Source organism: Nocardioidaceae bacterium, from assembly GCA_018672315.1.
In the GTDB taxonomy this organism is placed as follows: domain Bacteria; phylum Actinomycetota; class Actinomycetes; order Propionibacteriales; family Nocardioidaceae; genus TYQ2.
Genome location: CP076053.1, coordinates 3,153,174 through 3,173,400, shown reverse-complemented (window position 1 = coordinate 3,173,400; position 20,227 = coordinate 3,153,174). Strand labels below are relative to the sequence as shown.

Sequence of the window (20,227 nt, the reverse complement as noted above, 5' to 3'; positions counted from 1 at the left end):
CGTCGGTGGTCACACGGCGCGCATCGACGACGCGTCGTCCTGGGACAGCTGCGCGCGCAGTCGTCGCAGGCCCGCGTGGGTCTGGGACTTCACCGCGCCCACCGAGCACCGCATGGTCTCGGCGGTCTCGCGCTCGGAGAGCCCGAGGTGGTGTCGCAGGACGACAGCCGTCCGCTGCCGTGGCGTGAGGTCGGCGAGCGCCTGCCGCAGGGCGAGGACGTCGGCGGTGTCGGCGCGACCGGTGTCGGGCGGTGGTTCCGGGATCTCGGCGTGTGCCACGACGCGGCCGCGGTGACGGCGCCACCGGGACACGTGCTCGCGGGCGATGACGGTACGTACGTACGGCTCCGGATGGTCGGCCAGGCGCTCCCAGCGCGAGGCCGCCTTCACCAGCGCTGCCTGCACCAGGTCCTCGGCGTCCGGTTCGGACCTGGTCAGCAGTGTCGCGAAGCGTACGAGCGGCGTCCAGCGATCGGCGACGTACGCCTCGAAGTCGGCCTCGAGCTCAGCGGGCAGCACGACGTCTCCTGACCAGCACAGCCGCGGCCGTGAGGAGCAGGACGGCGGTTGCGCCACCTGTGAGCACGGCGCCGACCGACACCGAGCCGGGCATCGGCAGCGCGAGGAACGACGACCGCGTGTCAAACTCCACGCCCGCCACGAAGGGCTCCGCGAGCAGGCCGGCGGCGACCACGACGCCACCGTCCCCGACCCTGGACGTGTCGAGGACCCGTGTGCCGGCCACCTCCCCGGAAGGGCGGAACAGCTGCCATCGGCTCTGCCCCGGGATCGGGATGCCGCCTCGGTCGGCCGGGCGGGTCAGCTGCACCACGATGCGTCCGTCGGGCAACCATGCCGCGACAGAGCCTCCGCCCGGGATGTCGCGCAGGCTGTCCACGTCCGGCGGCACGTCGAACCCACCGACTCGGAGCGTCGCGATGTCAGGTGAGCTCCCGGGCTGGAAGTCCGTCTCGACCGTTGCGAGGGTGTCGCCGTCGCGTGAGACGCCCGCCGCACCGAGGCTGAGTCCACGCGGACCTCGATAGTCCGCGTTGCGTCCTTCGACGGGATCCGCGCCGATGTAGACCCGGCGCCCGACCGTGAGGACGGGCTGCTCGGACGCAGCCCCGGCGAAGGTCGGCACCTCGGCGCCTGACACCAGCGTCGTCACCTCGCCGGTCGCGGGCTCGACGGCGTACAGAGACTGGCCAGGCGCCTCGTCGGTCGGGACCAGCAGCACGCCTCCGCTGAAGCCCATGGGACGAAGTCCGCTGATGCGGAGGACCTCACGCGAGGGCATGTCGGCGACCAGGTCCTGCCCGGAGCGCAGGTCACGGACGACCAGCTCGGCACCCTGCCCCTGCCCCATGCCGAAGCGGCCGCCGCGGGCGTACGCGAGAAGCGTGCCGTCGGGCGACAAGGCGTAGCGCGGACCCCCACCGACGCCGTCACCTGCCGTGGCGGGGACGCCTGGCAGGACGACCGTGCGACCGTCAACCGCGGAGACACCTGCCACGACCGAGCCGCCGTCGTCGTCGAGGTTCGTGAACGCGTACGCCGCGGCCAGCTGCCCGGGCGCCCGCGCCGCGGGTGCCTCGTCGGGCACCGGGTAGAGCGTGTCCGGGATCGCCGGTGCCGAGCGCTCGGTGTCGGAGGTGCCGGCCGGGTCGACCCCCTCGTCGGATCCGACCCCGACCACCGCGGCCGCGGGCAGCACCAGGGCGATGGCGGCTGCCACGGCGCCGATGCCGGCGGCGACATGACGCGTACGCCGGCGTCGTCGCCCCTGCTGCCACAGACCGTCGGGAGGCGCGGACGGGTGCACGGCGCCCGCCGTGGCGTCCAGGTCGTCGGACAGGTGCGCGGGGAGATCTTCGGGCTGGCTCACGAGCCCTCCTTCTCGGGGTTCACCTCTTCTCACGCTGCACGCCCCAAGAAGGTTCGGTCACAGTCAGGTCACGGTCTCAGGCGTTCGGCAGCTCGGGCGGCAGGCGTGCGGCCTCACGCTGCAGCTGCGGACGCTCCGCCGAGGCGAGGAACTCCTCCAGGATGATGCCGCCGGACTCGGATGTCGTCAGCGTCGCAATCTCGTGCGGGTCGACGAAGACGATCTGACGGCCCTCCCCCAGCACGATGTCGTCGTCGGTCGCGGTCGTCGGGGCGACCCACACCGAGAACCGGCTGGGTCGGTCGCGGCCATCCACGTCCTCGAGCACGACGGTGCGCCAGTGCCGGAGGAGCTGATCGGTGAGACCGGTCTCCTCCGCGAGCTCCCGGTGGGCCGCCGTCTCGTCGTCCTCCCCGGCTTCGACATGGCCGCCGCAGAGACTCCAGCAGTCCGGCGCGATCGGAGCGCCGGAGTCCCGCTCCTGCAGGAGCAGCCGGCCGTGGGGGTCGACCAGCAGGACCACCGCGAGGCGTACGGGCTCCGTCACGAGCGCACGTGGTCGCTGAGCAGCTCGTCCATCGCGGCGACCAGCTCGCGGCGGAGGTCCGCGTCCCGCGCGTCGGCGTGCGGCTCGGCGAACTCACCCGCCTGGCCCGCATCGCCGTCGAACCAGGCTCCGTCGGCCTCACCGAACTCCTCGCCGACCGCGGCCTGCTGCAGGATGCGGGCGCCGCGGTCCGGGTCGTTGGCGCTCGAGCCGCTCAGGCCGAACGCGTCGGCGACCATCTTGGTGGCCATGAGCGAGCTCGGGTTGAGGGCGACGTACGCAGGCTTCGGCCCCGGGCTGCTCTCGGCGGACAGGTGCAGGGTCCACATGGTCATGGCCAGCTTGCTCTGGGCGTACGCCGCGCCGTCGGACAGCTGCAGCTCGCCGCGGAGTGCAGCCAGGTCGACGGTGCTCTGCGCGGCCGAGGCGACCGACACCACGCGGGATCCGGCGCCGAGGAACGGCCCGAGCCGACGCGTGAGGAGGTAGGGCGCGAGGGTGTTGACCACGAAGCGCACGTCCAGCCCGTCGGCGGTGCGCGGGTCCTCGGCGCCGTAGACGCCGGCGTTGTGCACGATCGCGTCCAGCGAGGCACCGTCGTCGGCGTCGAGCTGGGTCTCGAGCAGGACGGCCAGGTCGCTGACGGCGGCGAGCGAGGACAGATCCGCGCGCAACGTGGTCACCGAGCTGGCACCGGCCTCCTCCACCTCGGACTCGACCGCGGCGAGCTTGCGCGCGCTGCGGCCGTGCAGCAGCAGCTCGTGACCCTCCTCGGCGAGGCGCAGCGCGGCGAGCCGGCCGATGCCGTCGGTCGCTCCGGTGATCATCACGGTCCTGGCTCGCGAGCTCATGCACCCATCGGAACACAGTCGGGCTCAGGTGCGCCCCTTTGGCTCGGGCACCAGCTCGGGGGCCAGCGCGGGCAGCAGCGACCGCAGGCGCCGGAGCGCGTCCGAGGTCTGCGACTTCACGGTGCCGGTGGAGCAGCCGAGAGCCTCGGCGGTGGCTGCGACGTCGAGGTCCTCGAAGAAGCGCAGCACGACCACGGCCCGCTGGCGCGGAGCGAGCGCTGACAGAGCCGCGGCAAGGGAGAGCGAGTCCTCGATCCGTTGCGTCTCGTCCTGGCCGCCGGCAGCGTGCGCGGTGCCGGGAACCTCTGCCACGGTGCACGTGCGTCCCCGGTGCCGACGCCACCAGGACACGTGCTGATTGACGATCGAACGTCGCACGTACGCCTCGGGGTCATCAGCGAGACGGGACCACCGCGACGCCGCAGAGACCAGCGCGGCCTGCACGAGGTCCTCGGCCTGCGCGTGGTCGCCGCACAGCAGGTAGGCGGTACGGAGCAGGTGGTCGCGCCGGGCGGTGACGTAGGCGCCGAAGGACTCGCGGAGGTCAGCGCGCATCGCCGTCCCACCAGTCGTCGGAAGTCGTTCCCCGGCTCGCTCGCTGTCGCTGGGTGCTTACACCCAGCCAGACGAGGCTCGCGATGACCGCGCCGACGAGTCCGAGCACGGCCGTCGTTCGCACCGCCGGGGCGCGGTACCAGTACGACGGCGCCTGGGCCGCGGGTCCGAGCGGACGGTCGAGCAGTTCGACGGCCAGCGCCGTCGAGGCGTGGTCGACCACCTCAGGGGGCAGGTCGGCGCCGTAGGGCCTGCTCGACCCGTCGAGGCTGCGCACGGTCAGCGAGTCTGCATCTCGCTCCTGAACCACGACGGCGTCACCGCCGACCCACCCGACGACCTGGGCCACGGCAGGACCGGGCACGGTCGACCAGGAGCCGTCGGTCGGGGGCCACGCCGTGGTGCGCAACGAGCCGTCGTCGGTGACGCCGACGGCCTGCGGGGCGAAGGGAGCGACCACGACCTGCCGGGCACCCTCGGCAGGACCGACGTCGCGGACGCCCTCGCGGAACTCCCACTGATGCACCACGTCGTCACGGGTCCACAGAACTCCCGCGGGGGAACGTCCGACCACGATGTCGGACGCCTGGTCGATCTTTCGGATCGCCATGGAGTCGGACACCTGGTGGCGGTCGACGTACAGGGCCGGCTGATCGTCGAGCTCGGTGAGCAGCAGGCTCACTGCGCGTCCGTCGCCGGACCAGGCGAGGCTGCTGTCGCAGATGGTCCATTGGCGTCCGCCTCGACCCACCTGGGCTCCCCTCAGGTCGCGATCGACCGTCTCGTACGTCAGGAGCGGGGCGTTGCTGCTCCGGCAGCCGTCGGGGGCCGTCGAGCCGGAGTCCGAGAAGAGGGACAGGCGTGCGACGGCCGTGCCGTCGGTCGCCAGCGCCGTCGAGGAAACATCGAGTGCGGACGACCTGAGGTCGAGGAACCGGTACGTCCCGTCGGTCGTCAGCGCGTACACCCAGGAAGCGTCGTACTCGGTGCCCACCTGCCACGGCAGGGGGGCCGGGCCGCTCTCGCTGTCGGTGGTGATGGTGGCCTCGCCCAGCATCGCGACGCGCACTCCGTCAGCGGACGCATCTGCCAGTCCGGCGAGACCTTCACCGTCGAGGACCGGAGTACGCGGCGCCGGCTGCTCGACCGAGGCCGGGATACCCGGTGCGCGGTCGAAGCCGTCCGCGACGCCGGTCGACGGCGCGCCGTCCACGACCAGGAATCCGATGCCGGCCATGCCCACCGCCATCGCTGCGACTGCTCCGCCGGCGACGGTCTGGCGCAACCGGCGCCGACGCGTGCCGCGGCGCCACAGGTCGTCGACTTCGAGGCCGGCTCCTGGTGCCGGGGCCGGCGCGGCCTCGCGCTCGAGCGCGACGCGCAACGCGGTGGTGTCGGGGTGGGTCATGGGTCCTCCTGGTCGATCCTCACCCCTCTCCACGCAGGCGGCTCCGATCTGGTTGGGCCTTCCTGCGAAATCCTCCGCGCTGCTTCACAGTCGTGCCACGAACCGCTTGCCGCGCAGCGCCTCCTCGACCAGGGCGACGGCGCGGCGTACGCCGGTCAGGCGAGCCTCCTCGGCCAGCCACGTCTCGACGGCCGCGTCGATGACATCGGGGTGCGCGACGTCGCGCAGCTCACCGCGTGCCTCGGACAGTCCTCGCTTCGTCGCGACGAGACACCCCTGGACGTGGATCGCAGCAAACCGGGCCAGCACCACGTCGTGGCGACGGAGCACCGGGATCGTGCGGTACTCCGGCGGACAGATGTCGAGCAGCCAAGCCACAGCCGTGCGCTCCCAGTCCGGCGCGTCGGGCGGTCGCACCTGGTGCGGCCACCCCGGAGGAGCGACGAGACGGTCGGGCATGCACGGAGCGTACGCGACGCTTCGAACATGCGTTCGACACCAGGTGGACTCTCAGCCCGCCAAGAAGCTGAACCTGACCTCGCGCTCATGGTTGTCGACGTTGAGGTCCACCAGGCACACGCTCTGCCACGTGCCGAGCGCGAGCCGACCCTCGACCACGGGGATGGAGGCGTACGGCGGGATCAGCCCCGGCATCACGTGCGAACGACCGTGGCCCGGCGTGCCGTGCTGGTGCTTCCACCTGCCGTCGGCGGGCAGCAGGTCCTCCAGCGCGGAGAGCAGGTCGTCGTCGGACCCGGCGCCGGTCTCGATGATGGCGATGCCGGCCGTCGCGTGCGGTACGAAGACGTGGGCGAGGCCGTCGCCACGACCCTGCACGTACGAGGCGAGGTCGCGCGTGATGTCCATGACGACGTCGGAGCCGCCGGTGCGGTACTGCTGCAGTTCGGAGTCCATGCCTGACGACTACCCGCCCCGCTCGACCTGACGCCGCCCGTCACGTCCGGTTCGACGTCAAACCGCCCTGATCCGACAAGCTCCCGACAGGCTCCGGTCCGGTTGCGACAGATTGCGCGCCATGGAGTCGACAGCGTTTCGTACGCCGTCGGCCCCGGGCATGCGACGAGTGCGCCGCGACGGCACGCCGCCGGCGCCTCGGATCCGACAACGGATCGCCCTCACCGCGTGCCGTCGACGAGAGGACACCTCATGGCCGATGTCAACACCTCCACCACGCTTCACGTCGAGGACTCCGGCGGCGATGGCCGTCCCGTGATCCTCATCCACGGCTGGCCGCTGAGCGCCGAGGCCTGGGGCCACAACGTCGACGCCATCAAGAACGCCGGCTTCCGCACCATCGCGTACGACCGTCGTGGCTTCGGTCGGTCGGAGAAGCCCGAGGGCGACTACGACTACGACACGCTGGCCAAGGACCTCGACGAGATCATCGACAGTCTGTCGCTGAGCGACGTCACCCTGGTCGGCTTCTCCATGGGCGGCGGCGAGGTCGCCCGCTACGTCGGCAACCACGGCGAGGACAAGATCCACTCGCTCGTCTTCGCCTCCGCGGTGCCGCCGTACCTCTACAAGGGCGACGACAACCCCGAGGGTCCGGTCGACGACGAGCTCGCCGGGCAGTTCGAGGACGGCGTGAAGAACGACCGCGAGAACTTCATGGCCGGCTTCGTCAACGACTTCTACTCCGCAGACGGTGAGCTGAAGGTCTCCGAGGACGAGGTCAGCAAGGCCAAGGAGCTGTGCGGCCAGGGTCGCCAGGAGGCCGTGCTCGGCACGATGGAGGCCTGGGCGACGACCGACTTCCGCAAGGACCTCGACAAGATCACCAAGCCCACGCTCGTCATCCACGGCGACAGCGACGGCGTCGTGCCCTTCGAGGGGTCCGGCAAGCGCACCCACGAGCAGGTCGACGGCGCCGAGCTCGTGCTCATCGAGGGCGCGCCCCACGGCGTGAACGTCAGCCACGCCGAGGAGTGGAACAACGCGGTCGTGGAGTTCCTGAAGAAGTGAGCTGACCGCTAGCGCATGCGCTCCCAGTGACGCTGCGGCTGCGTGAGCCTCCGCTCCTCAGCCTCAGCGTCACTGGGAGCTCTACCGTCGTCGAGCAGGTGCGGCGCGACGCGGCGTACGGCTGCCAGCGCCTCGCGCGCCGTCGACTTCACGGTGCCCAGCCGCATGCCGGTGAGTTCCGCGGTCTCTCGCTCGGTGAGGTCCTCGACGTAGCGGAGCACCAGCACGGTGCGCTGTGTGCGGGTGAGTTGGCTCAACGCATCGCGTACGTCCCACTCGACCCCTTCAGGTCCGCCGGTCATTGGCTCGGCCCGGCTCCGCGACGGATCGTCGGCCGGGTGCTCGCGTCGTGTCCGCCGCCACCGCGAGATGTTCGTCGTCACGATCGCGCGGCGTACGTACGCCTCCCGGTCGCCGGTCAGGCCGTGCCAGCGGGGAATCACCTTCTCCAGTACCGACTGCACCACGTCCTCGGCGGTGGCGACGTCGCCGGTGTGCATGACGGCGTAGCGGACGAGCGCCTCCCAGCGATGGCGGACGAACTCCTCGACGCTGTCGCGCCCAGCCTCAGGCACGACGACGCCTGAGCAGGAGCAGGCCGACTGCGAGCACCAGGCCGATGACTCCTGCCCCAAGGCCGGCGACCAGGCGCGGACTCGTCGGTGTCTCCGGCGCGGGACGCGTCACCGTCGGGACGGCCCAGAGATCCGACGCGTACGACGGGGGCGTAGAGACGCCGCTCTCATCAGTCGTCTGCGGCGTCGTCCCGGGGCCTCGGATCAGAATCTTTTGCTGCGGCCCGCCTCCGAACTGGATGCTGAACGGCAAGCGCACCACGCGCGACTTGCCGCCTCGCTCGTCTCGGACGATCACCGACTGCGTTGTCTCGACTGCAAGCAACTCCCTGACGACGGTCCCGTCGAGCGTGACGACCGCCGGATCACCCGGCAGACCACGCGACGGCTTCCGAAGTTCTAGGCGAGAGCCGTCGATCGCCGCGACGACTATCCCGATGAACACAGGCGACCCGATGCGTGCGCTCTCCACCGAGGCACCGTCGGGAACGAGCAGTTGAGCCTTCTCCTCGTCAGTCCCGGCGCCGCGGGTGATGATCGATGGGCGGAGACGTCGTCCGTCGGCGTCGGTGGAGATGTAAGTGACCCCGTCGGACGTCGCTATTGCCCGGACCGGCAAGCCGGGTGAATACGTGTCCGGACCGAATCCCTTCATCGTGGGCCATCGGACAGCTCGGACCGACATCCCGACGGTGCCACGGCCACTGACGTCGGGACTCGTCGCGCTCCAGTCGACGGTGACGTAGGCGATCGTCGAGTCACCCACCCACGAGAGCAGGCTCGGCGTCGTCGTCGCCCCCGGCATCGGCGCCGGCTGACGCCGACCTGTTCGCAGGTCCACGATCTGGAGCGACGTCACGGGTGACGCGTCGCTGCCGACCACTTGCCAGTACGCCAGAAGCGACCCGTCAGGCGACAAAGCGAAGGGCTTACCGTCGGCACGGAAATGCACACGAGGATCGGCGAGGTCCGCGAGCGGCAGCCACGTGTACTCCCCGGTCGTCGCCGACACGACGAACACCCCCTCACGTGACGTCGACGTGAGCGTCTTGTGCTCACCCGCCAGGACGACCGCTGCCCGCCCCGGCGTCTCGTCGACCGGCAACCACGGCGACGGCACCTCGAGCCGATTCGGGATCGCCGCCTCGCCGCTCCGCGCCTCCTCGGTCCCCACGGCGTCACCACCACGGTCACCGAGCAGCGCTCCCATCCCACCGATGACCAGCGCCAGGATCACGAGGACGCTCGTAGCCGCGAGCAGCGCCGGCTGCCAGGTGGGACGCAGGCGGGCCGGACCACCGCTACGTGCACCTGTCGCTCGCTGCAACAGGTCCGCCGGCGGCGGGCTGACCTCGACGCCGTCGGCGTACGCCCGGACGTGGTCGGCCAGACGCGGGTGGGATGGGCTCATGGTGCCTCCGAGGATCTCTGGCTCGCGGCGTGCGCCGAGCCTTTCACCATGAACACGCGCGAGACGGCCTCTTCGGAGGGGTCTGCCGCCACTTCGACATGCAGTTCTGACTCACTGGCGTCGTGAGGCCACGGATCTCGGAGAACTGCCTGTCGAGATGGCGGGGTCAACGTCGAGCAGATGGGGAGCCAGGCGGCGCACCGCTGCCAGCGCCTCCCGGGTCGTGGACTTCACCGTCCCCTCCCGCATGCCCGTGAGGTCTGCGGTCTCGGCGATGCTGCGGTCCTCGACGAAGCGCAGCACCAGCACCGTGCGCTGTCGCGGCGTCAGCCTCCGCAGCGCAGGCCCGACGTCCCATTCCGCCGTCTCGGGCCCCGCAGCAGCGCCTTCGCGCCCGGACGTCGGGTCGGCAGCCAAGACCTCCCGCCCGCGATGCCGTCGCCACCGCGAGATGTTCGTGGTCACCATGACGCGGCGTACGTACGCCTCCGGGTCGCCCTGCATCCGGTGCCAGCGCGGCGCGACCTTGAGCAGCGCGCTCTGCACGAGATCCTCACCGTCGAGGTGGGAGCCGGTGAGCATGGCCCCGTGCTTGAGGAGCGCCTGCCACCTGTCGCGCACGAAGGACTCGAGGTCGGGCGCGGAGGAAGGCGAGGCCGCGTCCGTCATCGGCCACCCCCGGCCCGTCGGCGCCGAGCGAACCGGATCGCCACGACTCCCACGACGAGCACGAGCACGCCTCCGACGACCCGGTAGGGCCCGCTGGGTGACGCGTCGACGTCGCGGGAAAGCGTCGGTCGCGCCCACAGGTCGCTGGCGAACGTGGCGTCGGCCCGCACCTGGGTGAGCGACTGCGACCTGCCCGTCCGCACGTCCACGCTCAAGACGCGATACGCAGCGCTGGTGGACGCGTCCGCCCCCCTGTCGGCGGCGGCTTCCGCGAGAACGTGCCGATCGTCGCGCCACCCGATCAGCGACAGCAAGGCGGCCGACGGCTCGGTCTCGACGATCTCGCCCTCGCGCTCGGCATCGTCGATCCCGACGTCCGCCTGCTCCGCGTCGCCGGGCTCGTACGGTTCGACGCCCGCGCGGTGCAGGATCTCGAGGCGCGGGTCAGGGTTGTTGACCTCGATCGACACGATGCTCGTACGGGAGGGTGAGATGGTCATCGCGCCCAGCAGGCCCCCGGTGGGGAGCGGCTGCCGATAGCGACCGATGATCGCCCCGTCGAGAGCGAACTCCACGAGCCTGGCCGAGGCGCCGTCGCCGCGGGCAGCCACGAGAGGATTCCCCGGCACGCTGAAACCGGTCCGGATGGACCGAGCGAGCTCCGTGCCCCCGACCTGACGGACTGCGCCGGAGACCGCGTCGAAGACGACCGGTACGCCGGCTTCGCCCTCGCCATCGCCGACGCTCCGCGAGAAGGTGACGAGCGCCTTCTCTGCGCCCACCCAGCTTGTCTCGAAGAATTGGATCCCACCGGGCTGGTCCTCGGGCCGCCAGCTCCGTTCCGTGCCGGTGACCAGATCACGCACGACGAAGCGCGAGTACGGGCCCGGGACGCCGTCGGCGGCAGCCCAGTAGGCGAGGAACCTCCCGGTCGGCGACAGACTCACGTCGCCCCCACGGACGTCGACGTCGCGACCCTCGGGCAGAGGCAGCTCCAACCAGGTGTAGGCACCAGTCCTCGCAGACACGACAGCGACGCCCGGCTCCCCTGTCCCCCACGGCAGCCTGCTCGGCCCCTCACTGCCGCCGACGACCGCAGCAGCCACGCCCGGCGCCGGGTCGACGTCGATCCACCGCCCGGGCTCCTCGACGCGGTCGGGGATGGCTCCGACGAGCTTCTCGGGCGCCGGCAGGTCCTGGCTCGTCTGCCCAGTCACCGCTGCGCGGTCGTCCCCCGTGAGTAGCACCGGGAGGCCCGCGACGAGCCCGACCACGACGGCGATCACCGATGCGGCGGCAGCAAGAGCCGGCACGTACGCGGGCAGCGTCCGCCTCCTGCGCTGACGTCGGCGGAGCGTACGCATCAGCTCCGCCGGCGGCGTGCGCGACGGCTCAGCTCCCGCTGGCGGTGCGTCCGCGAAGCGCTCGACTGCCTCACGCAGTCTCGTCGTCTTCGTGCTCATCTCTCACCCCGAGGTGTCACGCCTGCCGGACACAGGCTCTCACCCTCCTCTACGCGTTCGGAGCCCGTCGGGAGGTGTGTGGTTTCGAGACGGCCCGCTCAGCCGCTCAGCGACCTGACCAGCAGCACCAGCGCCGACAGCCCGCACACCGCCAGCACGGCACGACGACTCGCCCGCGTCGGCAGGACCGGCCGCAGCCGCCGCCCGGCGAACTCCCCCACCAGCAGCAGCGGCGCCATCACCAGGGCCAGGAACAGGTGCGACACCTCGAGCTCGCCACTGAGCCACAGTCCGACCAGGCTCATCACCGCGCCGACGAGGAAGAACACCGCGAGGGTGGTGCGCAGCTGCCGTGCGGGACGGTGCTGCAGCAGCAATGCCGTCGGTGGACCGCCGATCGAGGTGGCGGTTCCTGCGACGCCGGATGCGAGGCCGGCGCCGATCAGGGTGGTCGGGGTGATGGGCAACCTGGGCGCGTACGCCGTGGCGGTGACCGCCACCAGCACCATCACGGCGACGGCGATCCCGATGACCCGCGGGCCCACGAGCGCCACCACGGCCACCCCGACCACGGTGCCGGGAACGCGCGAGGGCACCAGCCACGCCAGCGCTCGCCAGTCGATGTCCGCCCGTTCCCGGGCCAGCGTCGCCACCGGCAGCAGCATCGCGAGGGTGATCGGGAGCACCGGCACCAGCTCAGGTGCCGCGAGTGCCGTGATCGGTGCGGCGACCAGCCCGAGACCGAGCCCGACGAGGCTCTGCACCGTCGCGCCGACGAGCACCGCGACCGCGAGGACGAGGAGGACCGAGGTGGGTTCCGCCGGGAGGCTCACTCCGGGACCTCGACGCGACTCCGCACGCCTCGATTGTAGGAGGCAACGATCGTCACGAGGGGCGGGGCCGCACACAGCGACGCCCCGGTCTCGGCTGAGACCGGGGCGTCGAAGCGGTGGTCGCTCAGACGGTGCCGCGCAGCGAGCGCAGCACGTACTGCAGGATGCCGCCGTTGCGGTAGTACGCCGCCTCACCGGGGGTGTCGATGCGCACCTTGGCCTCGAACTCGACGTCGCCCGCCTTCACGGTCAGCGTCCGCGGCATGCCGTCGTTGAAGCCGTCGATGCCAGAGATCGAGATCTCCTCCTCACCGGTCAGGCCGAGCGACTCGTGGTCCTCGCCCTCGGGGAACTGCAGCGGCAGCACGCCCATGCCGATGAGGTTCGAGCGGTGGATGCGCTCGTACGACGTCGCGATGACAGCCTTCACGCCCAGCAGCAGGGTGCCCTTGGCGGCCCAGTCACGGCTGGAGCCGGTGCCGTACTCCTTGCCGGCCAGGACGACCAGCGGGGTGCCGGCCTCCATGTAGTTCGTGGCCGCGTCGTACACCGAGGTCACCGGGGCGTCCTCGCCCTCACCCTGGGTGAAGTCGCGCGTCCAGCCGCCCTCGGTGCCCGGCGCCAGCTGGTTGCGCAGCCGGATGTTCGCGAACGTGCCGCGCACCATGACCTCGTGGTTGCCGCGGCGCGAGCCGTAGGAGTTGAAGTCGCGGTGCTCGACGCCCTTGTCCTGCAGGTAGCGACCGGCAGGGCTGTCCTTCTTGATGGCGCCGGCGGGCGAGATGTGGTCGGTGGTGACCGAGTCGCCGAGCTTCAGCAGCACCCGGGCGCCGCTGATGTCCTGCATCGGCTCGGGCTCGGCGCCCATGTCCTCGAAGAACGTGGGGCGGCGTACGTAGGTGGAGTCCTCGTCCCACTCGAAGATCTTGCCTTCGGGCGTCGGGAGCGACTTCCACTTCTCGTCGCCCTCAAAGACGTCGGCGTAGTCCTCGACGAACATCTCCGAGGAGATGGTCTCGCCGATGATGCGGTCGATCTCCTCCAGCGACGGCCAGATGTCCTTGAGGTAGACCGGCTCACCGTCGCTGCCGGCGCCTAGGGGCTCCTCGAAGATGTCGACGTCCATCGAGCCGGCGAGCGCGTACGCCACCACCAGCGGCGGGGACGCCAGGTAGTTCATCTTCACGTCGGGGCTGATGCGACCCTCGAAGTTGCGGTTGCCGCTCAGCACCGAGACGACCGCCAGGTCGGCCTCGTTCACGGCCTCGCTGACCTCGGGGATGATCGGGCCGGAGTTGCCGATGCAGGTGGTGCACCCGTAGCCGACGAGGTTGAAGCCGAGCTTGTCGAGGTACGGCTGGAGGCCGGCCTTCTCGAAGTAGCCGGTGACGACCTGGGAGCCGGGCGCGAGGCTGGTCTTGACCCAGGGGCGACGCTGCAGGCCCTTCTCGACCGCGTTCTTCGCCAGCAGGGCGGCGCCGATCATCACCGAGGGGTTCGAGGTGTTGGTGCAGGAGGTGATGGACGCGATCGCGACGTGGCCGTGGTCCACGTGGACGGTCTCGCCGTCGATCGTGATCTCCTGCGGGTTCGACGGACGGCCCTCGGCCTTCTTGCCGCCGTGCGCCGGCGGCTCGGCCGCCTCGGTGCCCCCGCTCGCGGCGGCGTCGGAGGCGGGGAAGGTGCCGGCGACCGCCTGGTCGTAGCCCTTCTCGCTGTGGTCGTCGCCGTTGCAGAAGTCCGGCAGCGAGCCGCGGAAGGACGACTTCGCGGCGGTCACGGCGATGCGGTCCTGCGGGCGGGTCGGTCCGGCGATCGAGGGGACCACGGAGGCGAGGTCGAGCTCGAGCGTGGAGGAGAACCGCGGCTCGCTGGCCGGGTCCAGCCACATGCCCTGCTCCTTGGCGTACGCCTCGACCAGCGCGAGCTGGTGGTCGGTGCGGCCGGTCAGGCGGAGGTACTCGATCGTCTGGTCGTCCACCGGGAACATCGCCGCCGTCGAGCCGAACTCGGGGCTCATGTTGCCGATCGTCACGCGGTTGGCCACCGGCAGCTTGGCGCAGCCCTCGCCGTAGAACTCCACGAACTTGCCGACGACCCCGTGGTCGCGCAGCATCTCGGTCACCGTGAGCACGAGGTCGGTCGCGGTGGCACCCTCGGTCAGCTCGCCGGTCAGCTTGAAGCCGACGACCTGCGGGATGAGCATCGAGACCGGCTGCCCGAGCATGCCGGCCTCGGCCTCGATGCCGCCGACGCCCCAGCCCAGGACGCCGATGCCGTTGACCATGGTGGTGTGGGAGTCGGTGCCGACCAGGGTGTCGGGGTAGGCCTGCAGCACGCCGTCGATCTCGCGGGAGAACGTCACGCGGGCCAGGTGCTCGATGTTGACCTGGTGCACGATGCCGGTGCCGGGCGGCACGACCTTGAAGTCGCTGAAGGCGCCCTGGCCCCAGCGGAGGAACTGGTAGCGCTCGCGGTTGCGCTCGTACTCGATCTCGACGTTGCGCTCGAACGCCTCAGGGGTGCCGAAGACGTCGATCTGCACCGAGTGGTCGATGACCAGCTCGGCAGGCGCGATCGGGTTGATGCGGTCGGGGTCGCCGCCCAGCTCCGCGAAGGCCTCGCGCATGACGGCGAGGTCGACGATGCAGGGCACGCCGGTGAAGTCCTGCATGACCACGCGGGACGGCGTGAACTGGATCTCCTGCTCGGGCTCCTTCGCCGGGTCCCAGGCGGCGATCGCCTTGATGTCCTCGGCGGTCGTGTTCTCGGCGTCCTCGGTGCGGAGCAGGTTCTCCAGCAGCACCTTCAGCGAGTACGGCAGCGACTCGACGTCGAGGCCGTCACCCGCCACGGCGTTGATGTCGAAGATCTCGTACGTCGTGCCGTCGACATCGAGGTCCTTCTTCGCTCCGAAGCTGTTGGTGCTGCCCGCCATCGGCGTCTCCTCACGTGGTCCCGTGCGGCCGATACCGACCGCCTGCGTGGCGCGTCGCGCGTCATGCGCCCCCTGCCCACTGACGTGGCACCTAAGCCTCCGGGACCGGGTCGCGACACGATGGCGACGCTCCGTACGCCACCCTATCGGCGCGGACGGCCCGCCCGGTCCGGGCTCGTCAGAAGCCGAGCACCTTGCCGACCGCGGAGAAGAAGGAGTTGAACGTCCGGACCAGAGGATTGGCCTGGTCCTCGCCCACGGACTTCTGCCAGAAGAAGACCTCCTCGCCGGTGAACCTGCGGTCCACCAGCGGCCGTTTGCCCCACAGGTACGGCCAGAAGACGTCGGTCCGGGACACCCCGGCGAGCAACCGGGAGTCGAAGCCCATCAGCAGGTCCTGGTCCATGCGCGTGGGCCGATGACCGGGACTGGTGGCCTGCACGTCCCCCGAGCCCTGCACGATGAGGCTGCCGGTGCCCGCGAAGAGGATGTGGCGCACCTGCCCCGTGGCCAGCGCCTGCAGCCCCCACCGCCATCGCGTGGTCACCTCCGGCGCCCCGATCACCGCCACGACGTGTCTCGGGTGCATCGAGATGCCCGGGTGATCGGCGAAGTCCACGCGCATGAGGTAGGCGTCGGGGTCGTCCGGCGGAGCGAGCGAGGCCTCGGTCGGCTCGCCCTCCGCACTGATGCGGCTCAGCCCGAACAGGCCCGCGGCGAAGCTCACGAACGGCGAGCCCCAGTCGTACAGGATCCGGCTCGAGATCCGGCTCCCCTGCACCGGGCGTACGTGCTCCGAGCGGGCCGAGAGCACCTCGTCCTCGGTCAGCGGCACCACCAGCGTGCGTACGGCCGTCGACGTGCGCAGCGTCGCCTCGGGAGCGGGCCGGCCCTCCGCCAGGTGGATGGGGCGGTGCGAGCGCTGCACGAGGGGCATCAGGACGTAGTAGGCGAGGGTGCGGAACAGCAGCGGGGCCACCAGCACCGCCGCCGCGATCAGTGCCAACCAGCGCCACGAGGCCGCCCACTGCCGTACGACCCAGCCCGCGGCGGAGTCCTGACTCTCCTGCAGACCCGCCTGCACGCTCCGTACGCGACCCAGGTCCGCGCGCGCGTTCTCGATCTCACGCAGCAGGTCCGCGCGGCTCTCCTCGCCGTCTATCCGGGCCAGCTTCTGCTCGTTCGTGAGGGTCGGGTCGGTGAGGACGGCGAGGTCCTGCTGGGCCGAGTCCAGATTCCCCTCGAACGTCGTGAGGGCGCGCTGCGCAGCCCGCACCCTCTGCTGCGCCAGGTCGCACGGGTCGGGGCCGGGCAGGATCTTCTCGGGGAGCGACGTGAGGAACCCGCAGACCTCCCCCTCCGCCGACCTCAGTCCCGCCACCCGCGAGCGCAGACCGGTCACCTGACGCCGGGCCGCCGCGACCTCGCGCGTCACACCCGCGGTCAGGGTCGCCACCGCCTGCTGCTGCCCCTCCGCGTACGCACGCTCGAGCCGGGCGACGTCGGCCTCCAGGGCTCTCCGCTCCTGGGACACCTCGGTCAGACGCTGCTGGTCGGCCCGCGCCTGCTGCAGCGCCGGCACCAGGGCCGAGACGATCAGCACCACCAGGAACAGCGAGAGCACCAGGCCCACGAACAGACCGGCCTTGCGCAGGACGAACCCGAGGACGGCCGAGATCAGGCGCATTCCGCCGAGGATAGGCCTCGGACGGCGCCCCTCTCAGGAGCCGGGCACCAGCCGCGCCACGCACTCCACGTGCTGGGTCATCGGGAAGAGGTCGAAGGCCCGTAGGACCTCCACCCGGTAGCCGTGCTCGGCGTACAGCGCGACGTCGCGCGCCAGGGCTCCCGGGTCGCAGGCCACGTGGACGACCGCTCGCGGCGAGCGGGCGAGGACCTCCTCGACCACGGCGCGGCGAGCACCCGTGCGCGGCGGGTCGAGCACGACGACGTCGGCGTCGGGGGGCACCGAGCCGTCGCCGAGCGCCTTCTCGACGTCGGCCGCGACGACGGTCGCGGTCGGCAGGTTGCGTCGCGCGGACGCCGCCGCGCGTCCGTCGCCCTCGACCGCGACGAGCCAGCCCGTGCTGCCCGCGGCGCGGGCGAGCTCGACGCTCAGCAGACCGGCGCCGGCGTACAGGTCGAGCACCGTCTCGCCCTGGCGTACGCCCGCCAGCTCGGCCACGACGCTCGCCAGGGTGACCGGCGCGCCGGGGTGCACCTGCCAGAACGAGCGCGTCGAGACCTCGAAGTCGTGGTCTCCGGACGGGAGCGCCACCCGCTCGGTCAGGCGGCGGGGGCCCTCGACGCGCACGCGTTCGCGCCGGTCGACGGGATGACGGACGCGGGCCGTCTCACCGGTGGCGGACACGACGGTCTCCAGCGCGGTCGTACGCCGCCAGGGTCGCTCGTGCACCGCGGGCGCGTCGGGGTGCGCGATACGGCAGGGCCCCAGCTCCTCGGTCAGCACCACGAGCTCGCGCGAACGGTGCTGCCGCAGCCCGGCGCGTCCGTCACGGCCCACCGCGTACTGCACCCGCGTCCGCCAGCCCAGGCCGTCCGGTGCCCCGGGCACCTCCTCGACCTGCACGTCCCAGGACAGCCCGGCCACACGCTGGAGCTGTTCGGCGACCACGGCCGCCTTGAGCCGACGCTGGGCGTCCAGCGTCGCGTGCTGGAAGTCGCAGCCACCGCAGACGCCGGCGTACGGGCAGGGCGGCTCGACCCGGTCCGGAGACGGCTCGAGCACCTCGACGGCGTCCGCCCGCAGGAAGCTCGACCCGGTGTCGCCCTCGGTGACGCGTACGCGGACCCGCTCACCGGGCAGCGTGTGCCGCACGAACAGCACCCGGCCCTCGTGCCGCGCGACGCAGTGCCCGCCGTGCGCGACGGCGCCCACTTCGACCTCCCACTCGGTGCCGACCAGGGAGTCGCCCCGGCTCTGCCTGGTGCGCGCCCCGTCGCGGCCCCTGCTGCGCTGCCCTGCCACCCCTCAGTCCTCGTCGCGGGTGGAGTCGTAGATGCGGGAGACCTGCTTGCGCTGCGCCCGGATCTCCGCCCGCGCCTGCGGGTTGTCGACCACGCGGCCCCGGCGCAGGTCCCCCGGCCGCGGCCGCAGCTCGTCGCGTGCGTCGCGCTCCACCGCGGCCGCGGAGGACTGCAGCTGGAACGGCACCGAGATCACCATGATGCCGGGGCTGAACAGCAGACGGGCCTTCAGGCGCAGCGCCGTCTGGTTGTGCAGCAGCTGCTCGTACCAGTGGCCAACGACGTACTCGGGCAAGTAGACCGCCACCACGCCGCGCGGGTTCGCCTCCCGGATCGAGGCCGTGTAGTCGACGATCGGACGGATGATCTCGCGGTAGGGCGAGTAGAGGATCTTCAGCGGCGCCTGGATGCCGCGGGCGTCCCACTCCCCGGTGAGGCGGTCGGTCTCGGCGGCGTCGGTGGAGACGTAGACGGCCTCGAGGATGTTGGGGCGGGAGGCCTTCGCGTACGCCAGCGCCCGCATGGTCGGGCGGTGCAGCTTCGAGACCAGCACGACCGCGTGCACCCGCGTGGGCAGGTGCTGGTCGACCTCGGTGATCGTCAGCTCCTCGCTCACGGCGTCGTAGTGGCGGCGGATGCTGCGCATGCCCATAAAGAACACCGCCATCACCACCAGCGTGATCCAGGCGCCCAGCAGGAACTTGGTGATGAGCACGACCACGAGCACCGTCGCCGTCATGATCAGGCCGAAGGTGTTGATCGCGCGACTGCGCATCATGCGGCGCCGCGCCGCAGGCTCGGCCGAGGGCATCTCGCGCGTCCAGTGCCTGATCATCCCGAGCTGCGACAACGTGAAGGAGACGAAGACACCGACGATGTAGAGCTGGATGAGCCGGGTGGTCTCCGCGTCGAAGGCGAGGACGAAGGCCGCAGCCATCGCGGCGAGGATCAGGATGCCGTTGGAGTACGCCAGTCGGTCGCCGCGCGAGGCGAGCTGGCGCGGCAGGAACCCGTCGCGGGCGAGGATCGAGGCCAGCACCGGGAAGCCGTTGAAGGCCGTGTTGGCCGCGAGCACGAGGATGACGCCGGTCATCGTGATCACGAAGTAGAAGCCCGGCGGGAACCCGTCGAAGACCGCCAGCGCGATCTGTGCCAGCACGGTGTGCTGGTCGTACCCGTCCGGCAGCGGCGACCCGTCGGCCTGGCGCAGCCGCTCGATCTCCAGCGGGTCCACGTAGTTCACCGCGACCTCGCGGGCCAGGATGATGACGCTCATGATCATCGTGATCGCGATCATTCCGAGCAGCAGCAGCGTGGTCGCGGCGTTGCGCGACTTCGGCTTGCGGAACGCGGGTACGCCGTTGCTGATGGCCTCGACACCGGTCAGCGCCGCACAGCCCGAGGAGAAGGCTCGGGCCAGCAGGAAGATCAGCCCGACCTGCGTGATCTCCTCGCCGTAGCCCTCGGTCGGCACGATGATGTAGTCCGCGGACTCCGAGGCCGGCAGCTCCCCGAACGTCAGGCGCAGGAACCCGAAGGCGGCCATGCCGAAGACCGCGACCATGAACCCGTACGTCGGGATCGCGAACGCCGTGCCCGACTCGCGCACCCCGCGCAGGTTGATCGCCGCCAGCACGAAGACGACCACCGCCGCGATCAGCCCCTCGCGTCCAGAGATGAACGGCAGCGCCGCCGCGGCGTTCTGCACGCCGGCCGAGATCGACACCGCCACGGTCAGCACGTAGTCGATCAGCAGCGCGCTCGCGACCGTCGTGCCCGCCGTACGCCCCAGGTTGACGCTGGCGACCTCGTAGTCACCGCCGCCGGAGGGGTAGGCGTGCACGGTCTGGCGGTAGGAGGCGATGACCGCCGCCATCACCACCGCCACGGCGATGCCGATCTGCCAGCTGAAGACGTACGCGGACGCGCCCGCCGCGCTGAGCATCAAGAAGATCTCGTCCGGCGCGTACGCCACGCTCGAGAGCGCGTCGGAGGCGAAGACCGGCAGCGCCACCCGCTTCGGCAGCAGGGTCTCCCCCAGCTGGCTCGACCTCAGCTTGCGCCCGATCAGCAGTCGTTTGCCGACGTCGGTCATCCCCACGCCGCAAAGGCTAC

18 protein-coding genes are annotated in these 20,227 nt (G+C 71.3%); 1 reads left to right on the top strand and 17 read right to left on the bottom strand.

Translation table 11 applies throughout. The annotated features are described in order from the left end of the window. Positions 1-9: 9 nt before the first annotated feature. The 8 genes from KLP28_15245 to KLP28_15210 all read right to left on the bottom strand — a co-directional run bounded on the left by KLP28_15245 (position 10) and on the right by KLP28_15210 (position 6,164). A complete protein-coding gene (locus KLP28_15245) occupies positions 10-516 on the bottom strand; it encodes a SigE family RNA polymerase sigma factor (GenBank protein QWC87018.1) in 507 nt (168 codons plus the stop codon). Continuing rightward, the gene (locus tag KLP28_15240; GenBank protein ID QWC84885.1) at positions 506-1,888 is read right to left on the bottom strand and encodes a hypothetical protein; all 1,383 of its coding nucleotides are present in this window, start codon (positions 1,886-1,888) and stop codon (positions 506-508) included. Before KLP28_15240 ends, KLP28_15245 begins: the two co-directional genes overlap by 11 nt. A 76-nt stretch (positions 1,889-1,964) precedes the next feature. Continuing rightward, on the bottom strand, positions 1,965-2,405 hold the full coding sequence (locus KLP28_15235) for an NUDIX domain-containing protein (protein QWC87017.1): 441 nt from the start codon (positions 2,403-2,405) through the stop codon (positions 1,965-1,967). Positions 2,406-2,431: 26 nt separating this feature from the next. After that, entirely contained in the window at positions 2,432-3,286 is an 855-nt protein-coding gene (locus KLP28_15230) for an SDR family NAD(P)-dependent oxidoreductase (protein QWC84884.1), read from the bottom strand. 24 nt (positions 3,287-3,310) lie between these two features. Next, positions 3,311-3,841, bottom strand: coding sequence for a SigE family RNA polymerase sigma factor (locus KLP28_15225; protein ID QWC84883.1), 531 nt, complete (start codon positions 3,839-3,841; stop codon positions 3,311-3,313). After that, positions 3,831-5,249 carry a hypothetical protein gene (locus KLP28_15220; protein ID QWC84882.1) on the bottom strand — a complete coding sequence of 473 codons (1,419 nt, stop codon included), beginning with the start codon at positions 5,247-5,249 and terminating at the stop codon, positions 3,831-3,833. Before KLP28_15220 ends, KLP28_15225 begins: the two co-directional genes overlap by 11 nt. 84 nt (positions 5,250-5,333) lie before the next feature. Then, a complete protein-coding gene (locus KLP28_15215) occupies positions 5,334-5,708 on the bottom strand; it encodes a hypothetical protein (protein ID QWC84881.1) in 375 nt (124 codons plus the stop codon). 51 nt (positions 5,709-5,759) lie between these two features. Next, entirely contained in the window at positions 5,760-6,164 is a 405-nt protein-coding gene (locus tag KLP28_15210; protein QWC84880.1) for a secondary thiamine-phosphate synthase enzyme YjbQ, read from the bottom strand. 252 nt (positions 6,165-6,416) lie between these two features. On the opposite strand from KLP28_15210, the gene KLP28_15205 reads away from it, so the two are divergent. After that, on the top strand, positions 6,417-7,235 hold the full coding sequence (locus KLP28_15205; protein QWC84879.1) for an alpha/beta hydrolase: 819 nt from the start codon (positions 6,417-6,419) through the stop codon (positions 7,233-7,235). An 8-nt stretch (positions 7,236-7,243) separates the two neighbouring features. On the opposite strand, the gene KLP28_15200 is transcribed toward KLP28_15205, so the two are convergent. From KLP28_15200 to KLP28_15160, 9 genes are all read right to left on the bottom strand, one after another. After that, positions 7,244-7,810: a sigma-70 family RNA polymerase sigma factor gene (locus tag KLP28_15200; GenBank protein ID QWC84878.1), complete on the bottom strand. Its 567-nt coding sequence runs from the start codon at positions 7,808-7,810 to the stop codon at positions 7,244-7,246. Beyond that, positions 7,803-9,047 (bottom strand): hypothetical protein, encoded by a 1,245-nt coding sequence (locus KLP28_15195; protein ID QWC84877.1) that lies wholly within the window; start codon positions 9,045-9,047, stop codon positions 7,803-7,805. Before KLP28_15195 ends, KLP28_15200 begins: the two co-directional genes overlap by 8 nt. Positions 9,048-9,332: 285 nt before the next feature. Continuing rightward, on the bottom strand, positions 9,333-9,890 hold the full coding sequence (locus KLP28_15190; protein ID QWC84876.1) for a SigE family RNA polymerase sigma factor: 558 nt from the start codon (positions 9,888-9,890) through the stop codon (positions 9,333-9,335). Then, positions 9,887-11,353 (bottom strand): hypothetical protein, encoded by a 1,467-nt coding sequence (locus KLP28_15185; GenBank protein QWC84875.1) that lies wholly within the window; start codon positions 11,351-11,353, stop codon positions 9,887-9,889. Before KLP28_15185 ends, KLP28_15190 begins: the two co-directional genes overlap by 4 nt. Before the next feature lie 98 nt (positions 11,354-11,451). Then, positions 11,452-12,186 carry a sulfite exporter TauE/SafE family protein gene (locus KLP28_15180; GenBank protein QWC84874.1) on the bottom strand — a complete coding sequence of 245 codons (735 nt, stop codon included), beginning with the start codon at positions 12,184-12,186 and terminating at the stop codon, positions 11,452-11,454. Positions 12,187-12,310: 124 nt separating this feature from the next. Continuing rightward, entirely contained in the window at positions 12,311-15,124 is a 2,814-nt protein-coding gene (locus tag KLP28_15175; protein QWC84873.1) for an aconitate hydratase, read from the bottom strand. 178 nt (positions 15,125-15,302) lie between these two features. After that, a complete protein-coding gene (locus KLP28_15170; protein ID QWC84872.1) occupies positions 15,303-16,811 on the bottom strand; it encodes a hypothetical protein in 1,509 nt (502 codons plus the stop codon). Between the two features lie 33 nt (positions 16,812-16,844). Beyond that, entirely contained in the window at positions 16,845-18,113 is a 1,269-nt protein-coding gene (locus KLP28_15165) for a TRAM domain-containing protein (protein QWC84871.1), read from the bottom strand. A 3-nt stretch (positions 18,114-18,116) separates the two neighbouring features. Beyond that, positions 18,117-20,207, bottom strand: a complete 2,091-nt coding sequence (locus tag KLP28_15160) for an APC family permease (GenBank protein QWC87016.1) — start codon at positions 20,205-20,207, stop codon at positions 18,117-18,119. Positions 20,208-20,227 lie beyond the last annotated feature (20 nt).

Bases quoted from the DNA above. Each gene is read 5' to 3' on its own strand.
- KLP28_15170 (QWC84872.1), bottom strand. From the start codon at position 16,811: ATGCGCCTGATCTCGGCCGTCCTCGGGTTCGTCCTGCGCAAGGCCGGT.
- KLP28_15225 (QWC84883.1), bottom strand. From the start codon at position 3,841: ATGCGCGCTGACCTCCGCGAGTCCTTCGGCGCCTACGTCACCGCCCGG.
- KLP28_15220 (QWC84882.1), bottom strand. From the start codon at position 5,249: ATGACCCACCCCGACACCACCGCGTTGCGCGTCGCGCTCGAGCGCGAG.
- KLP28_15175 (QWC84873.1), bottom strand. From the start codon at position 15,124: ATGGCGGGCAGCACCAACAGCTTCGGAGCGAAGAAGGACCTCGATGTC.
- KLP28_15160 (QWC87016.1), bottom strand. From the start codon at position 20,207: ATGACCGACGTCGGCAAACGACTGCTGATCGGGCGCAAGCTGAGGTCG.
- KLP28_15205 (QWC84879.1), top strand. From the start codon at position 6,417: ATGGCCGATGTCAACACCTCCACCACGCTTCACGTCGAGGACTCCGGC.
- KLP28_15230 (QWC84884.1), bottom strand. From the start codon at position 3,286: ATGAGCTCGCGAGCCAGGACCGTGATGATCACCGGAGCGACCGACGGC.
- KLP28_15215 (QWC84881.1), bottom strand. From the start codon at position 5,708: ATGCCCGACCGTCTCGTCGCTCCTCCGGGGTGGCCGCACCAGGTGCGA.
- KLP28_15190 (QWC84876.1), bottom strand. From the start codon at position 9,890: ATGACGGACGCGGCCTCGCCTTCCTCCGCGCCCGACCTCGAGTCCTTC.
- KLP28_15185 (QWC84875.1), bottom strand. From the start codon at position 11,353: ATGAGCACGAAGACGACGAGACTGCGTGAGGCAGTCGAGCGCTTCGCG.
- KLP28_15210 (QWC84880.1), bottom strand. From the start codon at position 6,164: ATGGACTCCGAACTGCAGCAGTACCGCACCGGCGGCTCCGACGTCGTC.